The organism is Geodermatophilus sp. SYSU D00758 (assembly GCF_054049955.1).
In genome coordinates this window covers 83,150-110,143 of the sequence record NZ_JBJGYK010000010.1, presented here as the reverse complement: position 1 = coordinate 110,143, position 26,994 = coordinate 83,150, and the positions used below count along the sequence as shown (strand labels likewise).

Below are 26,994 nucleotides of genomic sequence, written 5' to 3'. Positions count from 1 at the left end.
GTGACGGCTCTCTCGGAGCGCCCGGCCGTCCAGGCCCGCCGGCTGTCGTCCACGGTCCGCGCCTACGTGGCGCTGACCAAGCCCCGGATCATCGAGCTGCTGCTGGTGACCACCGTCCCGGCCATGCTGCTCGCCGCCGGTGGCTGGCCGTCGTGGCGGCTGCTGCTGGCGACCCTCGCCGGCGGGACCCTCGCCGCCGCCGCGGCCAACGTCTTCAACTGCTGGTACGACCGCGACATCGACCGGCTCATGCACCGGACGGAGCGGCGCCCGCTGCCCATGGGGGAGGTCGGACCCCGGGCGGCGCTGGTCTTCGGGCTGGTCCTGACCGTGGTGTCGGTCGCGCTGCTCGCGGCGACCACGACCCCGCTGGCCGCGGTGCTCGCCCTCGGCGCGATCGTCTACTACGCGGTCGTCTACACGATGGTGCTCAAGCGGCACACCCGGCACTCGACGCTGTTCGGCGGGGTCCCCGGCGCGGCCCCGGTGCTCATCGGGTGGGCCGCGGTGACCGGGTCGCTGGCCTGGCCGGCGGTGGTCTTCTTCGGCGTCGTCTTCTGCTGGCAGCTGCCGCACTTCTGGGCGCTGGCCATGCGGTTCCGCGCCGACTACGCGCGCGCCGACGTCCCGATGCTCCCGGTGGTGGCGACCCCGCTGTCGGTGGGCCGGCAGACCGTCGTCTGGACGTGGCTGACCGTCGCGGTGTCGCTGCTGCTGTGGCCGGTGGCCTCGGGCTACGGCATCGGGTGGGTGTACACCGCCGCGGCTGCGGGGCTGGGCGGCTGGTTCGTCGTCGAGGCGCACCGGCTGCTGGCCCGCATCCGCGCGGGCGCCGAGACCCGGCCGATGCAGCTGTTCCACATCTCGATCACCTACATGGCCCTGCTGTCGATCGCGATCATCGTCGACGTCCTGGTCTGAGGTCGCGCGCGCGGGTGCGCGCACGCCCGGTTCCCGCCCCCGGGAACCGGGCGTTCACAGCGGTTGTCGGGCAGCTCGTCGGGTGAGGTGGCCGGCGTGGGCGAACCGGCCCGCGGCGTCGGCAGCGGTGACTGCGTGCAGAGCGGCGGCGATCGCGGCGTCCAGGGCCGCGCGGGTGCGCGCGGCCGCCGCCCTGACCAGCGTCTCGCTCCCGCTCGAGGCCTCCTCGATCGGAACACCAGCCGGCAGCCGGCGGTTCCGGCCAGCCGGCGGCTCCGGTCGGGCGGGTGGGCGCCGACCGTTCGGTCAGCGCACCCGACCGGCGGGTGGGACGGGTCAGCGGGAGGCGGCGGGCACCTGCGTCGCGGCGGTCACGGGGACGTCGGAGGCCGGGCCGCGGACCGACCAGACCAGCCGCGCCGTGAAGGCGGTGACCAGCACCGCGCCCAGCATGTGCAGCAGCACCAGCACGACCGGCAGCCCGGTGAAGTACTGCACGTACCCGACGACGCCCTGCAGCAGCTGGACGACGATCAGGTCGCGCGCGGCCCGCCGCACCCGTCCGGGGGAGTCGGTCGCGTGCAGCGCCACCAGCAGCGCGACGGTCAGGCCGAGCAGCAGGAAGACCGAGTCGGCGTGCAGCTGGCTGACCAGCTCGGGGTCGAAGCCGGTGCGCCCGGCCCCGGGGTCGCCGCTGTGCGGCCCGCTGCCGGTCACCACGGTGCCCAGCACCAGGACGGCGGCGGTCGCGGCCGCGATGCCGGTGACCAGGAGGGCGAACGGACGGCGGACCAGCAGGGAGCCGACCCCGGGTTCCCGGGACCGCAGCCACAGCACCGTCGTCAGCGCGACGAGCACCGAGGAGAGCAGGAAGTGCGCCGCCACCGTCCACGGGTTCAGGCCGGTGAGGACGGTGACCCCGCCGAGCAGCGCCTGGGCCGGGATGCCCAGGAAGGCCAGCACCGCCAGGGTCCGGAGGTCGCGCCGGGAGGAGCGGAACACGGCGAGGACGGTGGCGATGGCGACCGCCGCGAGGACGAAGGTCAGCAGCCGGTTGCCGAACTCGATGACGCCGTGGCCGGCCAGCTCGGGCGTCGCGACGAAGCTGTCGTCGGTGCACCGCGGCCAGGTCGGGCAGCCGAGACCCGACCCGGTCAGCCGGACGGCCCCGCCGGTGACGACGATGGCGCTGTTGGCCACCAGGTTGGCCAGGGCGATGCGGGAGACGACGGCAGGGGAGACCGGCACGTCCCGATGCTAGCCGCGCGCAGCGGCGCGGCCGGTTCGCTCAGGGCGGATCACAGCGGGGAAGCAGCCCGGCCCGCTCCGCGCTGGACCGGGTACGGGCGGCCGAGGCGCCGCTCCCGGTGACGGTGCGCCGTCCCGGGTACGGGCACCCCAGCGGTAGCCCTCCGGGAACCCCACCGACCGACCCGACTCCCCTCTGGACGTGAGGTATGACCAACCCCTTCTTCCCGGGCCCCTACGGGAGCCCGTTCGACGACTTCTTCGGCCGCTACCTCGGCGGCGAGCAGCGCTCGCCGCGGCAGCGCGTCGACATCACCCAGTTCCTGAGCCAGCAGGCGCGGGAGCTGGTCAACGCCGCGGCCCACCACGCGGTCGAGGGCGGCAGCGCCGACCTCGACACCGAGCACCTGGTGTGGGCCATGACTGGCGACGAGTCCACCCGCGCGTTCCTGGCCCGCAGCGGGGTCGACCCCGACCACCTGCGCGCCGAGCTCGAGGGGCTGACGCGGCGGGGCGAGGCGCGCGACGGCGCGCCGTCCCTGACGCCGGCGGCCAAGCGCGCGCTGCTCGACGCCCACCGGGTGTCCCGCGCCCTGGGCTCCACCTACATCGGCCCGGAGCACCTGCTGTTCGCCCTCGCGGTCAACCCGGACTCGCCCGGTGGCCGGGTGCTGCGGGAGCGGGGCGTCACCCCCGAGGCCCTGCAGGAGGCGGCCACCGGCGGCACCCCCGGTGGCGGGCACCCCGGCGGCCCCGGCCAGGCCCGGTCGAGCACCCCGACGCTCGACGAGTACGGCCGCGACCTGACCGAGATGGCCCGCAACGGCCAGATCGACCCGGTCATCGGCCGCCAGGAGGAGATCGAGCAGACCGTCGAGGTCCTCTCCCGCCGCCGGAAGAACAACCCGGTGCTCATCGGCGAGGCCGGCGTCGGCAAGACCGCGATCGTCGAGGGCATCGCCGCGCAGATCGTCGACGGCGACGTCCCGGAGACGCTGCGCGGCCGGCGGCTGGTCGAGCTCGACCTCACCGGGCTGGTGGCGGGCACCCGCTACCGCGGTGACTTCGAGGAACGGCTCAAGAAGGTCATGGACGAGATCCGCGAGCACTCCGACGAGGTCATCGTCTTCGTCGACGAGCTGCACACCGTCGTCGGCGCAGGGGCCTCCGAGGGATCCGGCGGCGCCGGCAACATGCTCAAGCCCGCCCTGGCCCGCGGCGAGCTGCACATCATCGGCGCCACGACGCTGGACGAGTACCGCCGCAACATCGAGAAGGACGCGGCCCTGGAGCGCCGCTTCCAGCCGATCCTGGTGACCGAGCCGGGCGTCGAGGACACCGTGCAGATCCTCTGCGGCCTGCGCGACCGCTACGAGGCCCACCACGAGGTGCGCTTCACCGACGACGCCGTCCGGGCCGCGGTCGAGCTGTCCGACCGCTACATCCCCGACCGGCACCTGCCGGACAAGGCGATCGACCTCATCGACCAGGCCGGGGCCCGGGTGCGCCGCCGGGTCAAGACCCCGCCGACGGACCTGCGCGGGCTCGAGCAGGAGGTCGACCGGCTGCAGCGGGAGAAGGACCAGGCGGTCGCCGCCGAGCAGTACGAGCGCGCCTCCGAGCTGCGCGACCAGCTGGCCGAGGCCCAGCGCCGGCTGGAGGAGTCCCGCAGCGGCGGTGGCCGGCCGGGTGTGCCGGAGGTCGGCGTCGAGGACATCGCCGAGGTGGTCTCCCGCAGCACGGGCATCCCGGTCAGCCAGCTCACGCAGGAGGAGATGCAGCGGCTGCTCGGGCTCGAGGAGCACCTGCACCGGCGGGTCGTCGGCCAGGACGACGCCGTCCGCGTGGTGGCCGAGGCCGTCCGCCGGTCCCGCGTGGGGCTGGGCGACCCCGACCGGCCGATCGGCAGCTTCCTGTTCCTGGGCCCGACGGGCGTCGGCAAGACCGAGCTGGCGCGGACGCTCGCCGAGGCGCTGTTCGGCGACGAGGACCGGATGGTCCGGCTGGACATGAGCGAGTTCCAGGAGCGGCACACGGTCAGCCGGCTGGTGGGCTCCCCGCCCGGCTACGTGGGCTACGAGGACGCCGGTCAGCTGACCGAGGCGGTGCGCCGCCGTCCGTACTCGGTGGTGCTGCTCGACGAGATCGAGAAGGCGCACCACGACGTCTTCAACACCCTGCTGCAGGTGCTCGACGACGGCCGGCTCACCGACTCCCAGGGCCGCACGGTCGACTTCAAGAACACCGTGCTGATCATGACCAGCAACCTGGGCTCCGAGCTCATCCAGGGCCGCAGCACCCCGCTGGGCTTCGGCTCCGGTGACGCGGCGGCCGCGGACGCCGGGCTGCGGGACCGGCTGATGCGGCGGCTGCGCGAGCAGTTCCGCCCGGAGTTCCTCAACCGGATCGACGAGGTCGTGGTCTTCCAGCAGCTGGAGACCGAGCAGCTGGCGCAGATCACCCGGCTGCTGCTCGACGAGACCCACCGGCGGCTGGCGGCCCAGGACATCGAGGTCGTCTTCACCGACGAGGCGGTCACCTGGATCGCCGAGCACGGCTTCGAGCCGCAGTTCGGCGCCCGGCCGCTGCGCCGGGCCATCCAGCGGGAGGTCGACAACCCGCTGGCGCGGCTGCTGCTCGACGGTCGGCTCGCGGCCGGCCGCCGGGTCGTCGTCGGGGTCCGCGACGGCGTCCTGGACCCGGCCGTCGACGAGAACGCACCCGCCGGCGTGGGGTGAGGTCTCTCACACCGCGCGGGCCGGGACCTGCGGGGCGCCATCGCCGCAGGTCCCGGGCCCGCCGGGACTTAGGTCCCCCTTGCTTGCGAGCCGCCGGAAATAGGTAAGACTCGTGTTGTGGAAAGCGGTCGGGTCGTCGCGGACGGGGGCGTCGTGCCCCCCGCCCGCGCTGCCGCGACGGCGGAGGACGGGCGCACCCGCCACCGGGTGACCGCGCTGCTGCTCGAGCACGGCCCGCAGACCGCCAGCGAGCTGGCCGGCCGGCTGGGCGTGTCGCCCACCGCCGTCCGCCGGCACCTGGACGCGCTGGTGGCCACCGGCCGCGTCGAGGAGCGGCACGCGCCGGGCACGCCCCGGGGCCGGGGTCGCCCGGCCCGGCTGTTCCACCTCACCGACGCCGGCCGTTCGGCCTTCCCGCACGCCTACGACGACCTGGCGCTGACGGCGCTGCGGTACGTCGCGGCGCACGGCGGGCCCGACGCGGTGCGCACGGTGGCCGAGCAGCAGCTCTCCGGTCTGGAGCAGCGGTGCTCGGCGGCGGTGGAGCGGGCCGACGACGCGCCGGTGGACCGGGCCCAGGTGCTCGCCGCGGCGCTCACCGCCGAGGGCTACGCCGCCTCGGCCTCGGCCATCTCCGGCGGCGGGCAGCTGTGCCAGCACCACTGCCCGGTCGCGCACGTCGCCGCGGAGTTCCCGCAGCTGTGCGAGGCCGAGACCGCGGTCATCGGCCGGCTGGTCGGCACGCACGTGCAACGGCTGGCCACGATCGCCCACGGTGACGGCGTCTGCACGACGCACATCCCGGGCCCCGTCCGCCGCTCCGGCTCCCCGCCGGGCGCCGCGGGCGGCCGGGACCACATCGGCGCGGGGAACAGACCGGGCCCCGCGCGCCCTGTACCTGGTGAGCGGTCGGCGCGGCGCAGCCCGCCCCGCACCGGCGCCGACCACCCCAGCAGCAACCCCCCTGCGAACGACCGGGAGAGGACGTCCGTATGACCAGCACCCAGCAGCCGGTGACCAGCACGCCGCTGACGCAGGACGAGCAGATCGAGGCGCTCGGCCGCTACCAGTACGGCTGGGCTGACGCCGACGTCGCCGGGGCCTCGGCCCGGCGGGGCCTGGACGAGGACGTCGTCCGGGACATCTCCCGCCGCAAGGACGAGCCCGGGTGGATGCTCGAGCGCCGGCTCAAGGCGCTCAAGCTGTTCGGCCGCAAGCCGATGCCCGACTGGGGCTCGGACCTGTCCGGCATCGACTTCCAGAACATCAAGTACTTCGTGCGCTCCACCGAGCAGCAGGCCGCCTCGTGGGACGAGCTGCCCGAGGACATCAAGAACACCTACGACAAGCTGGGCATCCCCGAGGCCGAGAAGCAGCGGCTGATCGCCGGCGTGGCCGCCCAGTACGAGTCCGAGGTCGTCTACCACAAGATCCGCGAGGACCTCGAGGAGCAGGGCGTCGTCTTCCTCGACACCGACACCGCCCTCAAGGAGCACGAGGACCTCTTCAAGGAGTACTTCGGCTCGGTCATCCCCTCCGGGGACAACAAGTTCGCCGCGCTGAACACCGCGGTCTGGTCCGGCGGCTCGTTCATCTACGTGCCGAAGGGCGTGCACGTCGAGATCCCGCTGCAGGCCTACTTCCGGATCAACACCGAGAACATGGGCCAGTTCGAGCGGACGCTGATCATCGTCGACGAGGGCGCCTACGTGCACTACGTCGAGGGCTGCACCGCGCCGATCTACAAGTCGGACTCGCTGCACTCCGCGGTCGTCGAGATCATCGTCAAGAAGAACGCCCGCTGCCGGTACACGACCATCCAGAACTGGTCGAACAACGTCTACAACCTGGTGACCAAGCGGGCGATCGCCCACGAGGGCGCCACCATGGAGTGGGTCGACGGCAACCTCGGCTCCAAGGTCACCATGAAGTACCCGGCGGTCTGGATGACCGGCGAGCACGCCAAGGGCGAGGTGCTCTCCATCGCCTTCGCCGGCGAGGGCCAGCACCAGGACGCCGGCGCCAAGATGGTGCACGCCGCGCCCAACACCTCCTCGACCATCGTGTCGAAGTCGGTGGCCCGCGGCGGCGGCCGGACCTCCTACCGCGGCCTGGTCCAGATCGACGAGGGCGCCTCCGGCTCCAAGTCGACGGTGAAGTGCGACGCCCTGCTGGTCGACACCATCAGCCGGTCGGACACCTACCCCTACGTCGACGTCCGCGAGGACGACGTCGCGATGGGCCACGAGGCGACGGTCTCGCGGGTCAGCGAGGACCAGCTCTTCTACCTGATGAGCCGGGGCCTGTCCGAGGACGAGGCGATGGCGATGGTCGTGCGCGGCTTCGTCGAGCCGATCGCCCGGGAGCTGCCCATGGAGTACGCCCTCGAGCTCAACCGCCTGATCGAGCTGCAGATGGAAGGTGCCGTCGGCTGATGCCGCCCACTGACAACACCGGCAACACGACCGGACTCACCACCGAGTCGGCCACCCTCGCCGGCGAGCTGTTCGCCGAGGGCGTCGGCGCCCAGGCCGGGCCGCCGACGACCCCGGCGGCCGGCACCGGCACCGCCGGGCAGGCGCCGGCCGGCGCCCACTCGCACGGCGGGCCGGCACCGACCGGCTCGCCGGCCGAGCGGTTCACCTCGACCGACCCAGAGGCGTTCGGCGAGGTCACCGGCCGCGAGGAGGACTGGCGCTTCACCCCCATGCGCCGGGTCCGCCCGCTGCTGCAGGGCGCCCCGTCGGACGCCCACCTCGAGTGGTCGACCGACCTGCCCGAGGGCGTCGAGCTCACCAGCGTCGAGGCCGACGACCCGCTGCTCAAGGGCCTGCCCGAGCCGGTCGACCGGCTGGCCGCGCTCACCCGGCAGCGCAGCGGCGGCGCCGCCGTCGTCCGCGTGCCCGCCGAGGCCCGGCCGGACCGACCGGTCACCCTGGGGCTGTCGGGCACCGGCTCGGACGAGGTGGTCTGGGGCCAGCTCGTCGTCGAGGTGGGCGCGTTCGCGCAGGTCACCGTCGTCCTCGACCACGCCGGCCTGGCCCGCTACTCCGGCGGTGTGGCCGTGCTCGTCGGCGACGGTGCGCAGGTCACCGTCGTCTCGGTGCAGGAGTGGGCGCCCGGCTCGGTGCACGGCGGCCAGTTCGACACCGTCGTCGGCCGGGACGCGACCGCGAAGCAGGTCGTGGTCACCCTCGGCGGCGACCTGGTCCGCCTGGTGAGCAACGTCCAGTACGCCGGCCCCGGCGGGACGGCGGAGCTCTACGGCGTGTACTTCGCCGACGAGACCCAGCACCAGGAGCACCGGCTGTGGGTCGACCACGCCGTGCCCAACTGCTCCAGCAACGTGCTCTACAAGGGCGCCCTGCAGGGGGAGAAGGCGCACACCGTGTGGGTCGGCGACGTCCGGATCCGCCCGGCGGCCACCGGCACCGACACCTACGAGCTCAACCGCAACCTGGTGCTCACCGACGGCGCCCGCGCCGACTCGGTGCCCAACCTCGAGATCGAGACCGGCGAGATCGTCGGTGCCGGCCACGCCAGCGCCACCGGCCGGTTCGACGACGAGCAGCTGTTCTACCTCTGCTCGCGGGGCATCGACGCCGAGACCGCCCGCCGCCTGGTCGTGCGCGGATTCTTCGCCGACGTCGTGCAGCACATCGGGGTCCCCGAGCTGCAGGACCGCCTCATGGGCTCGATCGAGCAGCGCCTCGGCGCCCTCCCGGGCCTCGACGAGCAGCCCGTGGAGGTCTGAGGGATGGCCTTCGAGCGGGTCTGCGCGCTGTCCGACGTCCCCGAGGACGGCGCGCTGCGCGTGGAGCTCGTCGAGACCGACGTCGCGATCGTCCGGTTCGAGGGCGAGGTCTTCGCCGTGGAGGACCTCTGCTCGCACGCGGAGGTCCCGCTGTCCGACGGCGACGTCGAGGAGTTCGACGGCGCCCCCACCATCGAGTGCGCGCTGCACGGGTCGTGCTTCGACCTGCGCACCGGTGAGCCCACCAACCTGCCGGCGACCGAGCCGGTGCCCGTCTACCCGGTGCGGGTGGAGGGCGACGACGTCCTGGTGGACGTGGCCGCCCCCCTCGCCGCGACCGGCACCTGAGGAGCGAGAGACAAGTGTCCGTGCTGGAGATCCGCGACCTGCACGTCAGCGTGGGGGAGGGGGACGACGCCAAGGAGATCCTCCGCGGCGTCGACCTGACCGTCCGTTCGGGTGAGACCCACGCGATCATGGGCCCCAACGGGTCGGGCAAGTCGACCCTGGCCTACTCGATCGCCGGCCACCCCAAGTACACGATCACCGGGGGCAGCGTGACCCTCGACGGCGAGGACGTCCTCGCCATGAGCGTCGACGAGCGGGCCCGCGCGGGCCTGTTCCTGGCGATGCAGTACCCGGTCGAGGTCCCGGGTGTCTCGGTGTCGAACTTCCTGCGCACCGCGGCCACCGCGGTCCAGGGCGAGGCGCCGAAGCTGCGCACCTGGGTCAAGGACGTCAAGACCGAGATGAGCGCCCTGGAGATGGACCAGGCGTTCGCCGAGCGGAACGTCAACGAGGGCTTCTCCGGTGGTGAGAAGAAGCGCCACGAGATCCTGCAGATGCGGCTGCTCAAGCCGCGCATCGCCGTCCTCGACGAGACCGACTCCGGCCTCGACGTCGACGCGCTGCGGGTCGTCTCCGAGGGCGTCAACCGGACCCGCGAGGAGGGTGACGTCGGCGTCCTGCTGATCACCCACTACACGCGGATCCTCCGCTACATCAAGCCGGACTTCGTGCACGTCTTCGTCGCCGGCCGGATCGCCGAGGAGGGCGGCCCGGAGCTGGCGGAGAAGCTGGAGAACGAGGGCTACGCCGCCTACGTCAAGGACTCCGCCGAGCAGGCGAGCGCGGAGAAGGCGGCTCTGGAGGCCGTGCAGCGATGACCCAGACCGTCTCGCGTCCCGCTGCCGGGGCGCCCCTGCCGCCCCTGCCGCTGGACGTCGAGGCGATCCGGGCGGACTTCCCGATCCTGTCGCGCACCGTCCGCGACGGGAAGCGGCTGGTCTACCTCGACTCGGGGGCCACCTCGCAGAAGCCCCGCAGCGTGCTCGACGCCGAGCGGGACTTCTACGAGACCTGCAACGCCGCCCCGCACCGCGGCGCGCACCAGCTCGCCGAGGAGGCCACCGGCCGGTACGAGGCCGCGCGGGCCGCGATCGCCGCGTTCATCGGGGCGCCGGCCGAGGAGGTCGTCTTCACCCGCAACAGCACCGAGGCGATCAACCTGGTCGCCTACGCGCTGTCCAACGCGGCCACCGCCAAGGAGCCGGAGTTCCGGCGGTACGCCGTCGGCCAGGGCGACGAGATCGTCGTGACCGAGATGGAGCACCACGCCAACCTGGTGCCCTGGCAGCAGCTGTGCGAGCGGACCGGCGCCACGCTGCGCTGGCTGGGGCTGACCGACGACGGCCGGCTCGACCTCTCCGACCTCGGCACCGTGGTCAACGAGCGGACGAAGCTGGTCGCGGTCACCCAGCAGTCGAACATCCTCGGCACCATCAACCCGCTCGAGCCGATCGTGGCGCGGGCGCGGGAGGTCGGTGCCCTGGTCCTGGTCGACGGGGCGCAGTCGGTGCCGCACCAGCCGGTCGACGTGGCCGCCCTGGGCGCGGACTTCCTGGTGTTCTCCGGGCACAAGATGCTCGGGCCCACCGGTGTCGGCGTGCTGTGGGGCCGCTACGAGGTGCTCGACGCGCTGCCGCCGTTCCTCACCGGCGGGTCGATGATCGAGGTCGTGCGGATGGAGGGCAGCACCTTCATGCCCCCGCCGCAGCGCTTCGAGGCCGGCGTCCCGATGACCGCCCAGGTGATCGGGCTGGCCGCCGCCGTCGAGTACCTGCAGCGGCTCGGCATGGACAAGGTGCAGGCCCACGAGGAGGCGCTGACCGCCTACGCCCTCGAGCGGCTGGCCGCGATCCCCGGCGTCACCGTCATCGGCCCGCCCGACACCGTGGCCCGCGGTGGCGCGGTCTCCTTCACCGTCGAGGGCATCCACCCCCACGACGTCGGCCAGGTCCTCGACGACCTCGGCGTCGAGGTGCGGGTCGGGCACCACTGCGCCTGGCCGGTCGTGCGCCGGTACCGGGTGCCGGCCACCACCCGGGCGACGTTCTACGTGCACACGGGGTACGACGACGTCGACGCGCTGGTGGACGCCGTCCGGAAGGCGCAGGAGTTCTTCGGCGTTGCCCCGTCGGAGGTGCGTGCCTGATGCAGCTGGAGTCGATGTACCAGGAGATCATCCTGGACCACTACCGCAACCCGCACGGCCGCGGGCTGCGCGAGCCGTTCGAGGCCGAGGTGCACCACGTCAACCCGACCTGCGGGGACGAGGTGACCCTGCGGGTCCACCTGGACGGCGACACCCTCGCCGACGTCTCCTACGAGGGGATGGGCTGCTCGATCAGCCAGGCGTCGGTGTCGGCCATGTACGACCTGATCATCGGCAAGAGCGTCCCCGAGGCGCTCGAGACCGGTGAGCACTTCATGACCCTGATGCAGAGCAAGGGCGACGCCGCGGTGGCCGAGAAGCTCGAGGACGAGCTCGAGGACGCCGTCGCCTTCGCCGGGGTCTCCAAGTACCCGGCCCGGATCAAGTGCGCCCTGATGAGCTGGATGGCCCTCAAGGACGCCAGCGCCCGGGCCCTGTCGGCCGCCGACACGGAAGGACGGACCGCATGAGCGAGACGACCGAGAACGCCACCCCCGCCACCGACGCCCCCGCGGAGCTGCCGGCCTACAAGTCGGCCCTCCTCGAGGACGTGGAGGAGGCCATGCGCGACGTCGTCGACCCCGAGCTCGGCGTGAACGTGGTCGACCTCGGGCTGGTGTACGGCATCGACGTCGACGAGTCGAACGTCGCGGTCATCGACATGACGCTCACCAGCGCGGCATGCCCGCTGACCGACGTCATCGAGGACCAGGCGCGCCAGGCCCTCACCGGCGGCCCCGGCCCCGGCCTGGTCGACGACATCCGGATCAACTGGGTCTGGATGCCGCCGTGGGGCCCTGACAAGATCACCGACGACGGCCGCGAGCAGCTGCGCGCCCTCGGCTTCCGCGTGTAGGAGAAGGACCCCTCTGCCTCGCAGGCCCGGCGCGGGCCCCTGCGGAGGGTCGCTCCGGCACCACCGGCGATCATGGCGCCGTGACCAGGTCCCGCCCCGGGGCGGTGGTCACGGCGCCGTGATCGTCTCCGGGGTGGTCAACGCAGATCGGCCAGGCGGCGGGCCCAGCCGTCGACGGGACGGCGCTCCCGCCCGGCCCCGAGCGCCAGGAGCGCCACCCCGACGACCAGGGCGCCCGCCACGGGCAGCGGCAGCTCCACCACGGCGACACCGGCCGCCACCGCCAGGGCGGTGCCCGCAGCGGTGACCAGCAGCGCCCGCACCCGGAGCCGCGCCCCGAGCCACATGCCGGCGGCCGCCACCGTCACCAGCAGCACGGACCGGGTGCTCCCCGGCGCGACGACCGCCCACACCGCCGACGGCACGGCGGCCACCAGCAGCCCCGGCCCCCACGTCGGCCAGGACGGCCCGCCGGCCAGCCGCGGCCCCTGGGCGAGCAGCAGCCCGGCAGCGAGCGGCAGCGTCCAGGCCTCGAGCACCGTCCCGCCGGCGAGGGGGACGACGACCCAGGTCGCCACCACGAGCTGCGCGGACCCGACCCGCCAGGCCGGCGGCGCCGCCGGCAGCTGGTCGCTCGGCCCGCTCCACCACACGTACGCCGCCCACCCGCAGGTGAGCAGCCCCTGGGCGAACAGCTGCCCGGCCAGGGGACCGCGGTCCCCGGCCGCGACGAGCAGGACCACTGCCGCCGCCGCGCACAGCGCCCCGCTGACCAGCGTCGGGCGGCGGCTGTCCGGCCGGATGGTGACGCCCGCCCCGAGCGTGGCCGCGTAGAGCGCGCCGAGGACCACCGCCGCCCCCGCCGGCGCCAGCCACCCGGCCGGGATCGCGACGAGCGCGGCCGCCCCCACGCACCCCACCGCGGTCGGGACGGCGGAGGCGCGCTCGTCGCTGCGCACCCCGGCCACCAGCCCGCTCGGCACCGCCGTCAGCAGCAGGAGCAGCGTCAGCTCCGCCCACCGCGCTCCGGCGGCGAGCTGGACCACGCCGAGCAGCACCAGCGTGCCGCCCGCGCCCAGGGCGAGCGGCAGCAACAGCCCGGCCCACCAGCCGGTGAGCAGCGCCGCGGCGGCCGAGGCCAGCAGCACCCCCACGTACCCGGTGAGCATCACCGCGTCCGGGCCCAGCCAGGACATCACGCCGAACAGCGCCGCGCCGGGGAGGACCCCGGCCAGCGCGGGGGCCAGCCGCGGCGGGCCCAGCAGCCGGTCGACGTCCGGCTCCAGCCGGGCCGGCAGCAGGGCGAGGGCTGCCACGGTGGTCAGCGCGGCCGCGGCCCAGCGGTCCGACGCGGGGCCGTCCCACGCGGTCGCGATGCCACCGGTCACCGCGGCCACCCACCACGGCGCGCTCGTGACGAGCGCGACCCGGGCGAGGAGCCGCCGCCCGGCCAGGCAGGTGCCCAGGCCGGCCAGCACCACCACGACCGCGGCGGCGGTGCGATCCGGGCCCGCGTCGAGCCCGTCGAGGGCCCGCAGGACGGTCAGCTGCAGGGTCGCCCACGCGGCCAGCGGCCAGGCCACCGGCCGCCGGAGCGGTCCGGCGAGGAGCAGGAACACGGCGGTGAGCACCGCGGGAGGGGCGACCGGCCCCTCGAGCAGGCTGCCGCCGGGGTCGGTGGCGAGCACCGCCAGGCAGACGGCGGCGGCTGCCAGCACCTCCTCGGTGCCGCGCAGGCGGGCGCTCGAGCCCCAGGCCGACACCCCGGCCGCCGCGGCCGCGAGCGCCACCAGCAGCACCCGGGCCGAGCTCCCGGTCAGCGCCGTGGCCGCCCCGCCCCCGCTGACCACGAGCACCGCACCGACGACGAGGAGCAGCTGCGGCGGCCGGGCGCGGTAGGGCAGGGGCGGCGGTGGGGCTGCACCCACGACGGCTCCCTCCCGCTCCGAGCGACCGGTCCACCGTAGAGCCGCCCCCCGCGGCCCGCCGGGCGTCGTCGGTCCCCGGCGGCCGCCCGGGCCGGCCGCCCCTCCGGCGTCCTCGGTGGCCCGCCGGGCCGCTGCGGTGGGACCCCCGGTGCCCGGGTACCGGGGGAGACGTCCCACCCGAGAGGAGCCCCGTGAGCGAGACCTTCAGCCTCGGCCGGATCGCCGGCATCCGGATCGGCGTCAACGCCAGCGTGCTGGTGATCGTGCTGATCATCGCCGGCGGCCTGGCGTTCGGCCGCTTCCCGCTGGTCCTCCCGGGCCGCGGGGCGGTGGCCTACGTGCTGGCCGGGCTGGCCGCCGCGGCGGCGTTCCTGGCCTCGCTGCTGGCCCACGAGATGGCCCACGCCCTGGTGGCCCGCCGCAACGGCGTCGAGGTCGAGGGCATCACGCTGTGGCTGCTCGGCGGGGTGGCCCGGCTGCGCGGGAGCTCGCCGTCGCCGGGGGCGGAGTTCCGCATCGCGGGCGTCGGGCCCCTGACCAGCCTGGTCCTCGGCGTCGTCCTCGGGGTCGCCGCCGTGCTCACCCGCGCGGCCGGCGCCGACGGGCTGCCGGTGGTGGTGCTGGAGTACCTGGCCGGCATCAACGTGCTGCTGGCGCTGTTCAACCTGGTCCCGGCGGCGCCGCTGGACGGCGGGCGGCTGCTGCGCGCCCTCCTGTGGTGGCGCCGGGGCGACGCCTGGTCCTCGGCGGTGACGGCCGCCCGGGCCGGCCGGGTGCTCGGGTTCGCGCTGATCGCCCTGGGCTTCCTCCAGGTCGTCACCGGGCGTGGCCTGGGCGGGTTCTGGCTGGCCCTCGTCGGGCTCTTCGTCGTCAACGCGGCCGGCGCCGAGGAGCAGCACGCGCAGGTGTCCGGCCGGCTGGGGGGCCTGCAGGTGGGCCGGGTGATGAGCAGCCCGGTGCTGGTCGCGGACCCCGACCAGCCGGTCGAGCGGTTCCTGCACGAGGTCGCGCTGGTGCACCGGTTCAGCACCTACCCGCTCGTGGACCGCGCGGGTGCGCTCGCCGGGCTGGTGACCCTCAACCGTCTGCGCGGGGTGCCGGCCGCGGCCCGGGCCACCACCCGGCTCGGGGACGTCGCCTGCCCGGTCGCCGAGATCCCGGTCGCCCGCCCCGGGGAGCCGCTGCTCGAGCTGCTGGGCCGGATGGAGGGCTGCAGCGACGGGCGCGCCGTCGTGCTCGACGACGGCGGCCGCGTGGTGGGGGTGGTGTCCCCGAGCGACGTGACCCGGCTCCTGCAGCTGGCCGACCTGGCCGCCTTCGACCGCTACCCGTCCGCCGGCGGTGGGGCCGACGTGGTCCGCCGGCCCCACCCGGACCGGGGGTGAGCACCCGGGCCGACGCGCGTCAGCGCATCTGCGCCACCCACGCCACCGCCTCGCGCGCCTGCTGCCGGCGTCGCTCGTAGGTGGCCCCGACGACGAGCAGCAGCAGGCCGACGACCGCGAGGATCACCCACCGCGGCACGAGCGGCGCGTACGGGCCGAGCCGGCCCAGCACCACCCAGGCCAGGGCGCCGGCCCCGACGAGGAAGGGCGCCTGCCGGTGGGTCAGGGTGCCGGCGACCGTCAGCGCCCCGGCGGCGGCGACCACGAGGACCAGGCGGACGGCCGAGGGGTCGGCCACCACGAGCAGCGCCGAGGGGACCAGCGCCGCCGCGACGGCGGGCCCCTCCGCGGCCCACGACCGGGCGCCGGAGCGGATGCCCGGCCGCGCGATGGCCAGCAGGCCGGCGGCCGCGGGGAGCGTGTACGCCTCGGGGGTGCCGACGCCGGCCCCGGCCAGGGCCACCCAGGCGGCCAGGACGAGGTCGGCGACCGCGGCCACCGCGGCGAGGCGGCGGCCGGTCACCACGGCGTAGCAGGCCGCCGCCCCGCCGGCCAGCGCGAGCTGCAGCCCCACCTGCCCCCAGGCGCCCGCGGAGGCGCTGGTGAGCCCGGCGGCGGCGCCCAGGGCCGCGCCGGGCGCGGCCGCGGCCAGCGCCTCGCGCGGGGCGGGCGGCGGCCGGGGGCGCGCCCCCCCGCCCCCCCCCCCCCCCCCCCGCCCCCGCCCCCCCCCCCCCCCCCCCCCCCCCCCCCCCCCCCCCCGCCCCCGCCCCCCCCCGGGCTGCCCCCCGCGAGCCCGGCGACGGCCACCAGCGCCACCAGCAGCCCCGCCTGCGGCGGGTCGAGCAGCCCGGCCGCCGGCGTGAGCAGCGCGGCCAGCGCGGGGGCGGCCAGCGCCGCGGCGGTGGCCGGTCGGCGCGACCCGGGCAGCAGCCGGGCCGCCAGCCCGGCCGGGGCCGTGCAGAGGAGGAGCACCAGCGCCAGGCCGCCCGACGCGCCGGTGCCCAGGAGCGCCAGCGACCCGACGGCGGCGAGCACCCCGCCGCCGGCCACGAGCCCGGCCCGGGCCACCGGCAGGGCGGCCGCGGGCACGGCCACGGCGAGCAGCCCGGCGCCCAGTGCTCCGGCCGCCGTCGTGCCGGCGACCCCGAGCTGGCCCAGCGAGCCGGTCAGCGCGAAGGCCGCGACCGACGCCCCTCCGGCGGCGACCGTCAGGACCGGCGGCAGGGCGGCGGCCAGCCGCGGCTCCCGGCCGGCGAGCAGGGCGAGGACCCCGGCGGCGGCGAGCAGGCCGGTGGCCGTCCACGAGTCGGCGGGACGGCCCTCCCAGGCGAGCACGACCCCGCCCAGCGCGGCCAGACCGGCCCAGACCGCCGTCAGCACGGCCGCCACCCGCGCGACCGCCCGGCGGACGGCCAGGCCCGCCACGAGGTCGAGCAGCGCCAGCCCCAGGGCGGCACCCACTCCCGCCGGCCCCGCGAGCGCGCCCACGGGGACGAGGAGCAGCGGGACCGGCTGCAGGGCCAGCAGCGCCACCAGGGGCCAGGTGACCGTCGTCCGGGTGAGCCGGCCCAGCGCCAGCGCGGCCCCGGCGACCACACCGCAGGCGACGGCGGCCCAGGCCCGCGGTGGTACGGCGTCCAGGCCGAGCAGGCCCAGGGCGTGCGCGGAGGCGAGGTCGACGGCGAGCAGCGCCGCACCGGCCGCGGCCAGCGCCTCCTCGGTGGCGCGCAGCCCGCGCCGGGCCGTCCACGCCGACACCCCGCAGGCCGCGCCGGCGGCGGTGACCATCACGGTCGCCTGGAAGGCGATCCCCAGCCGGGTCCAGGCGACCGCGACGAAGGCGATCGCCGCGGCGACGACCAGCAGGGCGCCGAGCCCGAGCAGCACCTGCTGGGGGCTCACCCGGCGCGTCGGGGGGAGCGGCCCGGGAACCGGTGCGGGCGCGGGCACCGGCACCGGCGGGACGGCGGCGATCGGCGGCCCGGTCACCGGCCCGGGCGGGAACCCGGACGGGGGCGCCGGTGGCCGGGGTGCCGGCGCGTACGCCGGGCCGGGGGCGGCGGCGGACGCGGGGGTGCCCGCGGGCGCGGCTGCGTACGCCGGACCGCCCGAGGGTGCGGGCGCGGCGGCGCGCAGGGTGCGCAGCAGGCGCTCCCGGTCGCGGGCCAGCTCGTCGATGGTCGCGCCGATGCGGGCGACGACGAGCGCGGCCTCACCGGCGGCGGGCAGGCCGCAGGAGGGGCACGGCACCGGCCCCGGGCCGGGGGCGGGGCGGCCGCAGACGGGACAGGGGAGGGCCCAGGGCGCGGTCACGCCGGGAGTGTGGACCGGTGCCGGTCACGGGGGGAGGGGGTGCCACCCCATGTGTGGAGGACCGGACCGGCTGTGGACGGTGTGCCGCGCACGTCACCCCGGTGTGCGGTCGGTCCCCGGCCCGGGACCGCCTACCCTGGGATCAGTGATCACGACCACCGGTCTCGAGCTGCGCGCCGGCGCCCGCGTCCTCATCAGCGAGGCCGACCTGCGCGTCCAGCCGGGCGACCGCATCGGCCTGGTCGGGCGCAACGGCGCCGGGAAGACCACCACGCTCACCACGCTCGCCGGTGAGCGGCTGCCGCACGCCGGCAAGGTCGAGGTGAGCGGCGAGGTCGGCTACCTCCCGCAGGACCCGCGCAGCGGGGACCTCGACATCTCCGCCAGCGATCGCGTGCTCTCCGGCCGCGGGCTCGACGTCCTGCGCGCGCAGATGACCAAGGCGCAGGTCGCCATGGCCGAGCCGGCCGACGACGCCGAGCGCGACCGCGCGGTGCGCCGCTACGGGCGGCTGGAGGACCAGTTCGCCGCTCTCGGCGGCTACGCCGCCGAGAGCGAGGCGGCCCGCATCTGCACCGCCCTGGGCCTGCCCGACCGCGTGCTCGCCCAGCCGCTGCGCACCCTCTCCGGCGGTCAGCGGCGGCGCGTCGAGCTCGCCCGCATCCTCTTCTCCGACGCCGACACGCTGCTCCTCGACGAGCCGACCAACCACCTCGACGCCGACTCGATCACCTGGCTCAAGGGCTTCCTGGCGTCGCACCGGAGCGGGCTGGTCGTCATCAGCCACGACGTCGAGCTGCTGGACGCGGTCGTCAACAAGGTGTGGCACCTCGACGCCAACCGGGCGGCCGTCGACGTCTACAACCTGGGCTGGAAGCCCTACCTCGCCCAGCGGGAGACCGACGAGCGCCGACGCCGGCAGGAGCGGGCGAACACCGAGCGCAAGATCGACGCCCTCTCCGCGCAGGCCGACAAGATGCGGGCCAAGGCGACCAAGGCGCGGGCCGCCAAGAGCATGGACAAGCGGGTGGAGCGGCTGGCCGCCGGGCTCGAGGACGTCCGCGTGGCCGACCGCGTGGCCCGGCTGCGGTTCCCGACGCCGACCCCCTGCGGGCGGACGCCGCTCACCGCGGAGGGCCTGTCGAAGAACTACGGCTCGCTGGAGGTCTTCACCGACGTCGACCTGGCCGTCGACCGGGGCACGCGGGTCGTCGTCCTCGGCCTCAACGGCGCCGGGAAGACGACGCTGCTGCGGCTGCTGGCCGGCACCGAGGCCCCCGACACCGGCGAGGTCAGGCCCGGGCACGGTCTGCGCATCGGCTACTACGCCCAGGAGCACGAGACCCTCGACCACGACCGCACCCTGCTGGAGAACATGCGCTCGGCGGCGCCGCAGAGCACCGACACCGAGCTGCGCCGCATCCTCGGCGCGTTCCTGTTCTCCGGCGACGCGGTCGACCAGCGGGCCGGCACCCTGTCGGGCGGGGAGAAGACCAGGCTGGCGATGGCCACGCTCGTCGTCTCCGGCGCCAACGTGCTGCTGCTCGACGAGCCGACCAACAACCTCGACCCGGCCAGCCGCGAGCAGGTGCTCGACGCGCTGCGCACCTACGCCGGTGCGATCGTGCTGGTCACCCACGACCAGGGCGCCGTGCGGGCCCTGGACCCCGACAAGGTGATCCTCCTGCCCGACGGCACCGAGGACGCCTGGAGCGAGGACCTCGTCGACCTGGTGGAGCTGGCGTAGGCCCGGCTGCGGGGCCACCATGCGTCCGGCGCGGACGAGGGCGGCCGCGTGCGGAGGTGCGGCATGGCGAGCTGGGACGACGTGCGGGCCATCGCGCTGGACCTGCCGGGCGCCGTCGAGGAGGACAACGGGCGCACGCGGTCCTGGCGGGTCGGCGCCCGGGCCTTCGCGTGGGAGCGCCTGCTGCGCCGCGGGGAGCGGGAGCGGCTCGGCGACCGCGCCGCAGGGCCCGGCGCTGGGGCTGCGCACGGCCGACCCGGGCGTGGTCGACGCCCTCGTCGCAGCGCGCCCCGGGGTCTACTTCACCGTCGCGGGGTACGGCCTGCACCCGATGGTGCTCGCGCACGTCGAGCGGGCCTCCGTCGAGGACCTCGGGGAGGCGCTCACCGAGGCCTGGTGGTGCCGCGCCCCGCGCCGGCTGCGCGAGGAGCTGCGCGGCCGGTGACGGCCCCCGCTCCCCGGGTCTCCCGCGGTCGCCCCTTCGCCTGGCCGAGGTCGCCCGGCTGGGTGATCATGGCCTGGGACGCCCCGGGCCAGTCGGGCCCGGTGCCAAGGGAACGAGCAGCCGACGCGGGACACCGTGGTCCGCGGCTGCCACGGAGGGGAGTCATGGCCGACTCGAACACTGCCGACCTGGGCAAGGGCAAGCGGATCACCGGGGGCGACCGCACGTCGCTGGCCGACGAGCTGCGCAAGCGGTACGACGAGGGGGAGAGCATCCGCTCCCTGGCCACCTCGACCAACCGCTCCTACGGCTTCGTGCACCGCCTGCTGTCGGAGTCCGGGGCCACCCTCCGCAGCCGCGGGGGCGCCAACCGGAACAGCAAGAAGGCATGACGGGAGCGGACGACGGCCGGGTGCGGACGGCGCGGGACGGCGCCGTCCTCACCGTCACCCTCGACCGGCCCGACCGGCACAACGCCCAGACGCCGGCGACCTGGCGGGCGCTGACCGCGGTCGGGGACTCCCTGGACGACGACGTCCGCGTGGTCGTCGTCCGCGGCGCCGGCCCGTCCTTCTCGGCCGGGCTGGACCGCAGCCTCTTCAGCACCGACCCCTCGACACCGGGCGGCCTGGGCGAGCTGGCCGCCCTCCCGGCCGAGGAGACGCAGGAGCGGATCCGCGGGTACCAGTCGGCGTTCCGCTGGCTGCGCGCACCCGGCATCGTCTCGGTGGCGGCGGTGCAGGGGCACGCCATCGGCGCCGGCGCGCAGCTGGCGCTGGCCTGCGACCTGCGCGTGATGGCCGGGGACGCCGCCCTGCGGCTGCCGGAGGCCACCCTCGGCCTGGTGCCCGACCTCACCGGCACGAGCACCCTCGTCGAGCTGGTCGGCTACGCGCGCGCCCTGGAGCTGTGCGTGACCGGCCGGGCGGTCGGCGGGGAGGAGGCCCTGCGGATCGGGCTGGCCACCCGCCTCGTGCCGGCCGACGGGCTGGACGCCGCCGTCGCCGAGCTCGTCGCCGCTCTCACCGCACCGCCGGTGGGCGCGGCCCGGGAGACGGTGGCGCTGGTGCGGTCCGCGGTCCGCAACGACCCGGCGGCCCAGGACGCCGCCGAGCGGGCCGCGCAGACCCGCCGGCTGCGGGACCTCGCCGGCAGCCGCTGAGACCGTCGGGGGGCCCCGCCACACTGCCGGAACAGGTCGGGCACCGGCGCTGTTGGCGGTCGGCAGGAAGGAGGTCGTGCCATGAGCTCTCCCATGACCTCCATGGCGGCGATGCGGTCGTTCCGCCGCGACCCGTCGGTCACCGCCCGGGAACTGCCGAAGGGCACGGTGCGGCGGGTGCTCGGCGTGGCCCGCCCCTACCGGCGGGAGCTCGTCTGGTTCCTGCTGCTCGTGGTGGGGTCGTCGGTCATCGGCGTCATCACCCCGCTGCTGGCCGGCCGGATCGTGAACCTGATCGCCGGCCTCGACGGCACGGCGGGGGATGTCGTCCGCATCGCGCTGGTCATCGCCGGCCTGGCGGTGCTCGACGCCGCCATCTCGCTGGCCACCCGGTGGTTCTCGGCCCGGATCGGCGAGGGCGTCATCTACGACCTGCGCAGCCGCGTGTTCGAGCACGTGCAGCGGATGCCGGTCGCGTTCTTCACCCGGACGCAGACCGGGGCGCTCGTCAGCCGGCTGAACAACGACGTCATCGGCGCGCAGCAGGCCTTCACCTCGACGCTGTCCGGGGTGCTGTCCAACGCCATCGGCCTGGTGCTCACCGCGGCGGTCATGTTCACCCTGTCCTGGCAGATCACCGCGCTGTCGCTGGTGCTGGTGCCGCTGTTCGTCGTCCCCGCCCGGCGGATCGGCCGGCGGCTGCAGGAGATCACCCGGGAGTCCTACGGGCTCAACGCCTCGATGAACGCCACGATGACCGAGCGGTTCAACGTGGCCGGCGCCCTGCTGGTCAAGCTGTTCGGCCGCCCGGCGGTGGAGGCCGACGGGTTCCGCGGCCGGGCCGCCCGCGTCCGCGACATCGGCGTGCTCTCGGCCATGTACGGCCGCACGTTCTTCACCGCGCTGACGCTCGTGGCGGCCCTGGCCACCGCGCTGGTCTACGGCCTGGGCGGCTGGCTGGCGTTCACCGGGTCGCTGAGCCCGGGGGACGTCGTCGCCCTGGCGCTGCTGCTGTCCCGGCTGTACGGGCCCCTGACGGCGCTGGCCAACGTCCGGGTCGACGTCATGAGCGCCATGGTGAGCTTCGACCGGGTCTTCGAGGTGCTCGACCTCGAGCCGATGATCCGCGAGGCGTCCGACGCCGTGCCCGTGCCGGCCGGCGACCGCTCGATCGCCTTCGAGCACGTGTCGTTCAGCTACCCGTCGGCCGCCGACGTCTCGCTGCCGTCCCTGGAGGACGTCTCGCTGCCCGAGCACGGCGGCCCGACCGCGGTGCTGCACGACGTCTCGTTCCGCGTCGAGCCCGGTCAGCTCGTGGCGCTGGTCGGCCACTCCGGGGCGGGCAAGTCGACGATCGCCAACCTGGTGCCGCGGCTCTACGACGCGACCAGCGGCACCGTGCGGGTCGGCGGGGTCGACGTCCGGCGGGCGACGGCGGACTCGCTGCGCGACGCCATCGGCGTGGTCAGCCAGGACGCGCACCTGTTCCACGACACCATCCGCGCCAACCTGCTCTACGCCCGGCCCGAGGCCTCCGACGACGACCTCTGGGCGGCCCTGTCGGGGGCGCGCATCGCCGCGCTGGTGCGTGCCCTGCCCGACGGGTTGGACACGGTCGTCGGCGACCGCGGGCACCGCCTCTCCGGCGGGGAGAAGCAGCGGCTGGCCATCGCCCGCGTGCTGCTCAAGGCGCCGGGCATCGTGATCCTCGACGAGGCGACCGCGCACCTGGACAGCGAGTCGGAGGTCGCCGTCCAGCACGCGCTCGACACCGCCCTCACCGGCCGCACGTCGCTGGTCATCGCCCACCGGCTGTCGACGATCCGCAGCGCCGACCAGATCCTCGTCGTCGAGGACGGTCGCATCGTGGAGTCGGGCACTCACGAGCAGTTGCTGGCGCTCCAGGGTCGCTACGCCGACCTGTACCGCACCCAGTTCGCCGTCGGCGAGGGGCGCACGGTCGGTGCGGCGTGACGACTAGCGTCACAGGCGTCCCAGCAGTCGACAAGGAGACAGCGTGACGTCAGCGCACCCCCACGACGCACAGATCCGTGCGCTCTACGCCTCGTTCCTCGACGGGTGGAACCGGCGCAGCGGTGCGGCCGTGGCCGCCGGGTTCGCCGACGACGGGGACATCGTCGGCTTCGACGGCACCCACCACCGCGGCCGGCTGGCCATCGCCGCCGACCTCCGGCAGGTCTTCGCCAGCCACCCGACCCAGACCTACGTCGGCATCGTCCGGTCGGTCCGCCCCATCGCCCCGGGCGTCGCGGTCCTCATGGCCCACGCCGGGATGATCCCGCCGGGCGGCAACGACCTCGACGAGCGGCTGCACGTGGTGCACACGCTGGTCGCCGTGGACGAGGGCAACGGCCGCTGGCGCATCTCGCTGCTGCAGGCCACGCCGGCCCGCTTCCTCCAGCACCCGGAGGCGCGCGAGGCCCTCACCCAGGAGCTGCGCGGGCTGCTCGCGCCCTCGTGAGCGCCCGGTGAGCGTCCCGTGAGCCTCCTGGTCGGCGTCGACGCGCTCCTGGCCGCCGCTCGGCGCCCGGTCCTCCTCGACGTCCGCTGGGCGCTCGGCGACGGCCGCGGGCGGGAGCGCTACCGCGAGGGGCACCTGCCCGGCGCCGTCTTCGTCGACCTCGACACGGAGCTGGCCGACCCGCCGTCGCCGGAGGCGGGCCGGCACCCGCTGCCGTCGCTGCCGCGGCTGCAGTCCGCCGCCCGCCGGTGGGGGGTCCGGTCCGGTGACGCCGTGGTGGCCTACGACGACAGCGGCGGGCTGGCGGCAGCGCGGGCCTGGTGGCTGCTGCGCTGGGGCGGCCTCACCGACGTCCGGCTGCTCGACGGCGGCCTGGCGGCCTGGGTGCGCGCCGGCGGGGAGCTGGAGACGGGGGACGTCGTCCCGGCGCCGGGGGACGTCGTCCTGGCCGGCGGCGGCATGCCCGTGGTGACCGCCGAGGAGGCCGCGGCCCTGCCCGCGTCCGGAGGGCTGCTGCTCGACGTGCGGGCCGCCGAGCGCTACCGCGGCGAGGTCGAGCCGGTGGACCCACGGGCCGGGCACGTCCCCGGCGCGGTCAGCGCCCCGGCTCCCGGGGCGCTGACCGGCGACGGGACGTTCCGGCCGGCGGCCGACCTGGCCGCCCGCTTCGCCGCCCTGGGCGCCACCCCCGGCCGCCCGGTCGCCGCCTACTGCGGGTCCGGCGTCAACGCCGCGCACGCCGTCGCGGCGCTGGAGCTGGCCGGGGTGCCGGCCGCGCTGTGGCCGGGCTCCTGGTCGCAGTGGTCGGCCGACCCCGCCCGGCCGGTCGCCACCGGGCCGGACCCCGGGGGCGTCAGCCCAGCGCCTTGAGCCCGGCGACGCAGCCGATGATGCCGGCGAGCAGCAGCAGCCGGACGGCGGAGACGGGCTCCTCCCCGGTGACCATCGCGACGGCCACCGTGAGCACGGCGCCGATGCCCACCCACACCGCGTAGGACGTGCCGACCGGCAGTTCCCGCATGGCGTATGCCAGGCCCACCATGCTGGCCACCACGGCGACGCCGAAGACGACGGTGGGCCCGAGCCGGGTGAAGCCCTCGGACCGGCCGAGGGCGGTCGCCCAGACCGCCTCCAGGACACCGGACAGGATCAGCACGAACCAGGACACGACGACCTCCGTGGCCGCCGTCTTGTCGCTGTCCGGGTACGGCGCCGCTCGTCCGGGGGCCGGTCGGGCCCGCACCCATGCTCCCAGACCGGGGAGCATGGCTGATCCGTCCCGGCTCGGTCGGAGTCCGCGCCGAAGCGGGAGGGGGCACGGGTGGTGCAGCGGCGAGCGGCACGGCGGCCGGCTCGTCGTGGACCTGGGGCAGCACCAGAGCGGTGACGGCCTCTCGGGGGGTCCCCGCGGGGCCCGAGAGGCCGTCACCGGTCGGCTCCGGGGGCGGCGGAGCCGCGGGTCAGGCGGCGGCCGGCTGCGGCTGCGTGCGGTGCCGGTGACGGGCGGTGCGGGTCGCGCCCGAGGCGCAGAGGAGCAGGCCGGCCACCGCCCACGTGCCGAGCACCAGCAGCGGCCCGCCGGCCCCGGCCCCGTCGAACCAGGAGACCGACCGGAGCAGCGAGCCCGTCGCCCCGGGCGGCAGCAGCTGGCCGAGCGTCCCCCAGCCCCCGGGCAGCAGCTCCGGCGCCGAGGACAGGCCGGACAGCGGGTTGCCGAGCAGGACGACCGTCGCCGCGCCGAGACCGAACGCCGGCATGCCGCCGACGGCGCGCAGGCCGGTGAGGGCCAGCCCGGTCGCGGCGATGCCGAGCCCGGCGGCGCCGGCGAGCGCCCACCAGCTGCCCTCCAGGACGCCCAGCCAGGTGGCGAGCACCGTGGCGGCGGCCATCCCGCCGAGGACGGCGGCGGCCAGCACCACCGCCACCCGCCGGCGCACCGGGCCGACGAGCAGCCCGGCGAGGGCCGCGGTCGCGATGCCGCCGATGGCCAGCGGCAGCGCGCCGGCGGCCAGCCCCGCGCCGCGGGGATCGCTCGCGGGCGCCGGGACGACGTCCTCGACGGGCACCCGCGTGCCGGTGGCCGCACCGAGCCCGGCGGCCACCTGGCCGAGCGCCTGGGCGACCGCGGGCGAGGCCGCCGAGGCCACGAGCACCCGCGGCGGGCCGGCCGGGTCGAGGACCACGGCGCCGTACACCGCCCGGTCCCCGATGGCCGCGCGGGCCGCGGACTCGTCCGGGACCGGTTCGAGCGCGAAGGCCCCGGGCTGCTGCCCGTCGAGGGCGTCGCCGAGCTGCGCGGTGGCCGCCGGTGGCCCGGCGACCGCGACGGGAACGTCCCGCGGCGCCGACCGGACGGCCGGCCAGGCGAAGGCCGTCAGCAGGAGGGCCACCAGGGCGGCGAGCAGGACGGGGAGGGCGGGGGTGAGGCGGGCGTTCCGGTCGCTGTGCACGGCTGCTCCTCGGTAAAACGAACGACCGTTCTAGGTAGGTGACCAGCGTGGCGCAGGGAGTCGCTCTCGTCAAGAACGGTCGTTCGTTTTACGGTGGTGCCGTGCCCCGGGTCCCCGACGAACACCTCACCGCCCGCCGCGACCAGATCCTCGACGCGGCCATCACCCGTTTCGCCGCCAACGGCTTCCAGGCCACCGGCATGGCCGAGATCATCGCCGAGTCCGGGCTCTCGGCGGGGGCGGTCTACCGCTACTTCGCCGGCAAGGACGACCTGATCCGGGCCATCGTCGACCGCATCCTCGGCCGGGCGGTCACCGGCTTCGAGGGCTGGCTGGCCGGCCGGGAGGACCCGGACCCGGCCGAGGCCGTGGCCGCGGCGGTGGAGCTGGTCGCGGGCATCGCCGAGCGGGGGCCGGTGGACGTCAGCCGGGTCGCCGTCCAGGCCTGGGCGGAGGCACTGCGCAACCCGTCGGTGCACGACGTCGCGCGCGGCGCCTACGGCACCATCCGCGGGTACTTCCGGGAGGTCGCCGTCCGGGCGCAGGCGGCCGGGCGGCTGCCGGCCGACGCCGACGCCGACCAGCTCTCAGCGGCGATGTTCTCGCTGGTGGTCGGCTTCCTGCTGCAGCGGCTGCTGCTCGGCGACGTGCCGGCGCCCGACTACGGGGCGGCGGTGCGGGCGCTGCTGACGGCCGCGTCGTAGCGGTCGAGCAGGACGGCGGCCACCCGCTGGTCGGGCAGGAGCGGAGCGGTCACCGCGTCGGCGCCCAGAGACCCGCTGGCACTGGCCGCCCTCGTGTTGCGCCGTCCACCGGCTCGGTGGAACTCCACCAGCCAGGCCCCTGTCGGTCAGGGCCGGTGCTCATCCCGTTTCGACCGCACCGGGCCGGCCGGGCCCTGGGGTCTGGTGTCCCCGGCGACGTTGTGATGTGCGCGAGTCATGCCGATGACGGCCACCGCGGCCTCGGGCCCGCAGCCGTGCTCGGCGGTGTGCCCTTCGTGGAGACGGCCTGCGCGTCGCCCCGCGCCGACGGCCTGGGGGTCGTCGGGTCCGCCTCCGCTCCGATCCC

The 26,994-nt window shown here is 75.9% G+C and carries 25 protein-coding genes and 1 riboswitch; of the genes, 19 read left to right on the top strand and 6 right to left on the bottom strand.

The window, feature by feature from the left end:
* A complete protein-coding gene (locus ACI8AC_RS09665) occupies positions 1 to 921 on the top strand; it encodes a heme o synthase (RefSeq protein WP_456897519.1) in 921 nt (306 codons plus the stop codon).
* Between the two features lie 336 nt (positions 922 to 1,257).
* On the opposite strand, the gene ACI8AC_RS09660 is transcribed toward ACI8AC_RS09665, so the two are convergent.
* Positions 1,258 to 2,169, bottom strand: coding sequence for a COX15/CtaA family protein (locus tag ACI8AC_RS09660; RefSeq protein WP_456897517.1), 912 nt, complete (start codon positions 2,167 to 2,169; stop codon positions 1,258 to 1,260).
* A gap of 209 nt (positions 2,170 to 2,378) precedes the next feature.
* Here ACI8AC_RS09660 and ACI8AC_RS09655 point away from each other — a divergent pair, with 209 nt between their 5' ends.
* The 9 genes from ACI8AC_RS09655 to ACI8AC_RS09615 all read left to right on the top strand — a co-directional run bounded on the left by ACI8AC_RS09655 (position 2,379) and on the right by ACI8AC_RS09615 (position 12,011).
* On the top strand, positions 2,379 to 4,907 hold the full coding sequence (locus ACI8AC_RS09655) for an ATP-dependent Clp protease ATP-binding subunit (RefSeq protein WP_456897515.1): 2,529 nt from the start codon (positions 2,379 to 2,381) through the stop codon (positions 4,905 to 4,907).
* Between the two features lie 153 nt (positions 4,908 to 5,060).
* Complete coding sequence (locus ACI8AC_RS09650) at positions 5,061 to 5,903, top strand: helix-turn-helix transcriptional regulator (protein ID WP_456897513.1); 843 nt, start codon at positions 5,061 to 5,063, stop codon at positions 5,901 to 5,903.
* On the top strand, positions 5,900 to 7,342 hold the full coding sequence (gene sufB / locus ACI8AC_RS09645) for a Fe-S cluster assembly protein SufB (protein WP_456897511.1): 1,443 nt from the start codon (positions 5,900 to 5,902) through the stop codon (positions 7,340 to 7,342). Before ACI8AC_RS09650 ends, sufB begins: the two co-directional genes overlap by 4 nt.
* Positions 7,342 to 8,661, top strand: coding sequence for a Fe-S cluster assembly protein SufD (sufD, locus tag ACI8AC_RS09640; RefSeq protein ID WP_456897509.1), 1,320 nt, complete (start codon positions 7,342 to 7,344; stop codon positions 8,659 to 8,661). Before sufB ends, sufD begins: the two co-directional genes overlap by 1 nt.
* 3 nt (positions 8,662 to 8,664) lie before the next feature.
* On the top strand, positions 8,665 to 9,009 hold the full coding sequence (locus tag ACI8AC_RS09635; protein ID WP_456897507.1) for a non-heme iron oxygenase ferredoxin subunit: 345 nt from the start codon (positions 8,665 to 8,667) through the stop codon (positions 9,007 to 9,009).
* 14 nt (positions 9,010 to 9,023) lie between these two features.
* Positions 9,024 to 9,827, top strand: a complete 804-nt coding sequence (gene sufC, locus ACI8AC_RS09630) for a Fe-S cluster assembly ATPase SufC (RefSeq protein WP_456897505.1) — start codon at positions 9,024 to 9,026, stop codon at positions 9,825 to 9,827.
* Positions 9,824 to 11,155, top strand: a complete 1,332-nt coding sequence (locus ACI8AC_RS09625; RefSeq protein ID WP_456897503.1) for a cysteine desulfurase — start codon at positions 9,824 to 9,826, stop codon at positions 11,153 to 11,155. The genes sufC and ACI8AC_RS09625 overlap by 4 nt, the downstream gene beginning before the upstream one ends.
* On the top strand, positions 11,155 to 11,625 hold the full coding sequence (gene sufU, locus ACI8AC_RS09620) for a Fe-S cluster assembly sulfur transfer protein SufU (protein WP_456897502.1): 471 nt from the start codon (positions 11,155 to 11,157) through the stop codon (positions 11,623 to 11,625). The genes ACI8AC_RS09625 and sufU overlap by 1 nt, the downstream gene beginning before the upstream one ends.
* Complete coding sequence (locus ACI8AC_RS09615; RefSeq protein WP_456897500.1) at positions 11,622 to 12,011, top strand: metal-sulfur cluster assembly factor; 390 nt, start codon at positions 11,622 to 11,624, stop codon at positions 12,009 to 12,011. The genes sufU and ACI8AC_RS09615 overlap by 4 nt, the downstream gene beginning before the upstream one ends.
* A 137-nt stretch (positions 12,012 to 12,148) precedes the next feature.
* Here the strand turns inward: ACI8AC_RS09615 and ACI8AC_RS09610 are convergent, their stop codons facing one another.
* A complete protein-coding gene (locus tag ACI8AC_RS09610; protein ID WP_456897498.1) occupies positions 12,149 to 13,939 on the bottom strand; it encodes an SCO7613 C-terminal domain-containing membrane protein in 1,791 nt (596 codons plus the stop codon).
* A 191-nt stretch (positions 13,940 to 14,130) separates the two neighbouring features.
* On the opposite strand from ACI8AC_RS09610, the gene ACI8AC_RS09605 reads away from it, so the two are divergent.
* On the top strand, positions 14,131 to 15,324 hold the full coding sequence (locus ACI8AC_RS09605) for a site-2 protease family protein (protein ID WP_456897496.1): 1,194 nt from the start codon (positions 14,131 to 14,133) through the stop codon (positions 15,322 to 15,324).
* Between the two features lie 19 nt (positions 15,325 to 15,343).
* On the opposite strand, the gene ACI8AC_RS09600 is transcribed toward ACI8AC_RS09605, so the two are convergent.
* Together ACI8AC_RS09600 and ACI8AC_RS09595 are read right to left on the bottom strand one after the other, a co-directional pair.
* On the bottom strand, positions 15,344 to 15,898 hold the full coding sequence (locus ACI8AC_RS09600; protein ID WP_456897494.1) for an SCO7613 C-terminal domain-containing membrane protein: 555 nt from the start codon (positions 15,896 to 15,898) through the stop codon (positions 15,344 to 15,346).
* Positions 15,844 to 17,637, bottom strand: coding sequence for an SCO7613 C-terminal domain-containing membrane protein (locus tag ACI8AC_RS09595; RefSeq protein ID WP_456897492.1), 1,794 nt, complete (start codon positions 17,635 to 17,637; stop codon positions 15,844 to 15,846). The genes ACI8AC_RS09600 and ACI8AC_RS09595 overlap by 55 nt, the downstream gene beginning before the upstream one ends.
* 145 nt (positions 17,638 to 17,782) lie before the next feature.
* On the opposite strand from ACI8AC_RS09595, the gene ACI8AC_RS09590 reads away from it, so the two are divergent.
* The 7 genes from ACI8AC_RS09590 (at position 17,783) to ACI8AC_RS09560 (ending at position 24,343) form a co-directional block, all read left to right on the top strand.
* On the top strand, positions 17,783 to 19,384 hold the full coding sequence (locus tag ACI8AC_RS09590) for an ABC-F family ATP-binding cassette domain-containing protein (RefSeq protein WP_456897490.1): 1,602 nt from the start codon (positions 17,783 to 17,785) through the stop codon (positions 19,382 to 19,384).
* A gap of 262 nt (positions 19,385 to 19,646) precedes the next feature.
* Positions 19,647 to 19,829, top strand: a complete 183-nt coding sequence (locus tag ACI8AC_RS09585) for a hypothetical protein (protein ID WP_456897488.1) — start codon at positions 19,647 to 19,649, stop codon at positions 19,827 to 19,829.
* Between the two features lie 164 nt (positions 19,830 to 19,993).
* Complete coding sequence (locus tag ACI8AC_RS09580; RefSeq protein WP_456897486.1) at positions 19,994 to 20,221, top strand: helix-turn-helix domain-containing protein; 228 nt, start codon at positions 19,994 to 19,996, stop codon at positions 20,219 to 20,221.
* Positions 20,218 to 20,991 carry an enoyl-CoA hydratase/isomerase family protein gene (locus ACI8AC_RS09575; protein WP_456897484.1) on the top strand — a complete coding sequence of 258 codons (774 nt, stop codon included), beginning with the start codon at positions 20,218 to 20,220 and terminating at the stop codon, positions 20,989 to 20,991. Before ACI8AC_RS09580 ends, ACI8AC_RS09575 begins: the two co-directional genes overlap by 4 nt.
* Before the next feature lie 81 nt (positions 20,992 to 21,072).
* Entirely contained in the window at positions 21,073 to 22,965 is a 1,893-nt protein-coding gene (locus tag ACI8AC_RS09570; protein WP_456897482.1) for an ABC transporter ATP-binding protein, read from the top strand.
* Positions 22,966 to 23,008: 43 nt separating this feature from the next.
* Entirely contained in the window at positions 23,009 to 23,473 is a 465-nt protein-coding gene (locus ACI8AC_RS09565) for an SgcJ/EcaC family oxidoreductase (RefSeq protein WP_456897480.1), read from the top strand.
* Between the two features lie 18 nt (positions 23,474 to 23,491).
* Positions 23,492 to 24,343 (top strand): sulfurtransferase, encoded by an 852-nt coding sequence (locus tag ACI8AC_RS09560; RefSeq protein ID WP_456897478.1) that lies wholly within the window; start codon positions 23,492 to 23,494, stop codon positions 24,341 to 24,343.
* Here the strand turns inward: ACI8AC_RS09560 and ACI8AC_RS09555 are convergent.
* The gene (locus ACI8AC_RS09555; protein ID WP_456897476.1) at positions 24,327 to 24,641 is read right to left on the bottom strand and encodes a DMT family transporter; all 315 of its coding nucleotides are present in this window, start codon (positions 24,639 to 24,641) and stop codon (positions 24,327 to 24,329) included. The two genes, ACI8AC_RS09560 and ACI8AC_RS09555, sit on opposite strands and share 17 nt — an antisense overlap.
* A gap of 11 nt (positions 24,642 to 24,652) precedes the next feature.
* Positions 24,653 to 24,717, bottom strand: a riboswitch (guanidine-III (ykkC-III) riboswitch).
* Between the two features lie 216 nt (positions 24,718 to 24,933).
* Positions 24,934 to 25,923, bottom strand: a complete 990-nt coding sequence (locus tag ACI8AC_RS09550) for a hypothetical protein (protein WP_456897474.1) — start codon at positions 25,921 to 25,923, stop codon at positions 24,934 to 24,936.
* Between the two features lie 101 nt (positions 25,924 to 26,024).
* Between ACI8AC_RS09550 and ACI8AC_RS09545 the strand changes: the two genes are divergently transcribed.
* Positions 26,025 to 26,627, top strand: coding sequence for a TetR/AcrR family transcriptional regulator (locus tag ACI8AC_RS09545; RefSeq protein ID WP_456897472.1), 603 nt, complete (start codon positions 26,025 to 26,027; stop codon positions 26,625 to 26,627).
* The last annotated feature ends 367 nt before the right edge of the window (positions 26,628 to 26,994 follow it).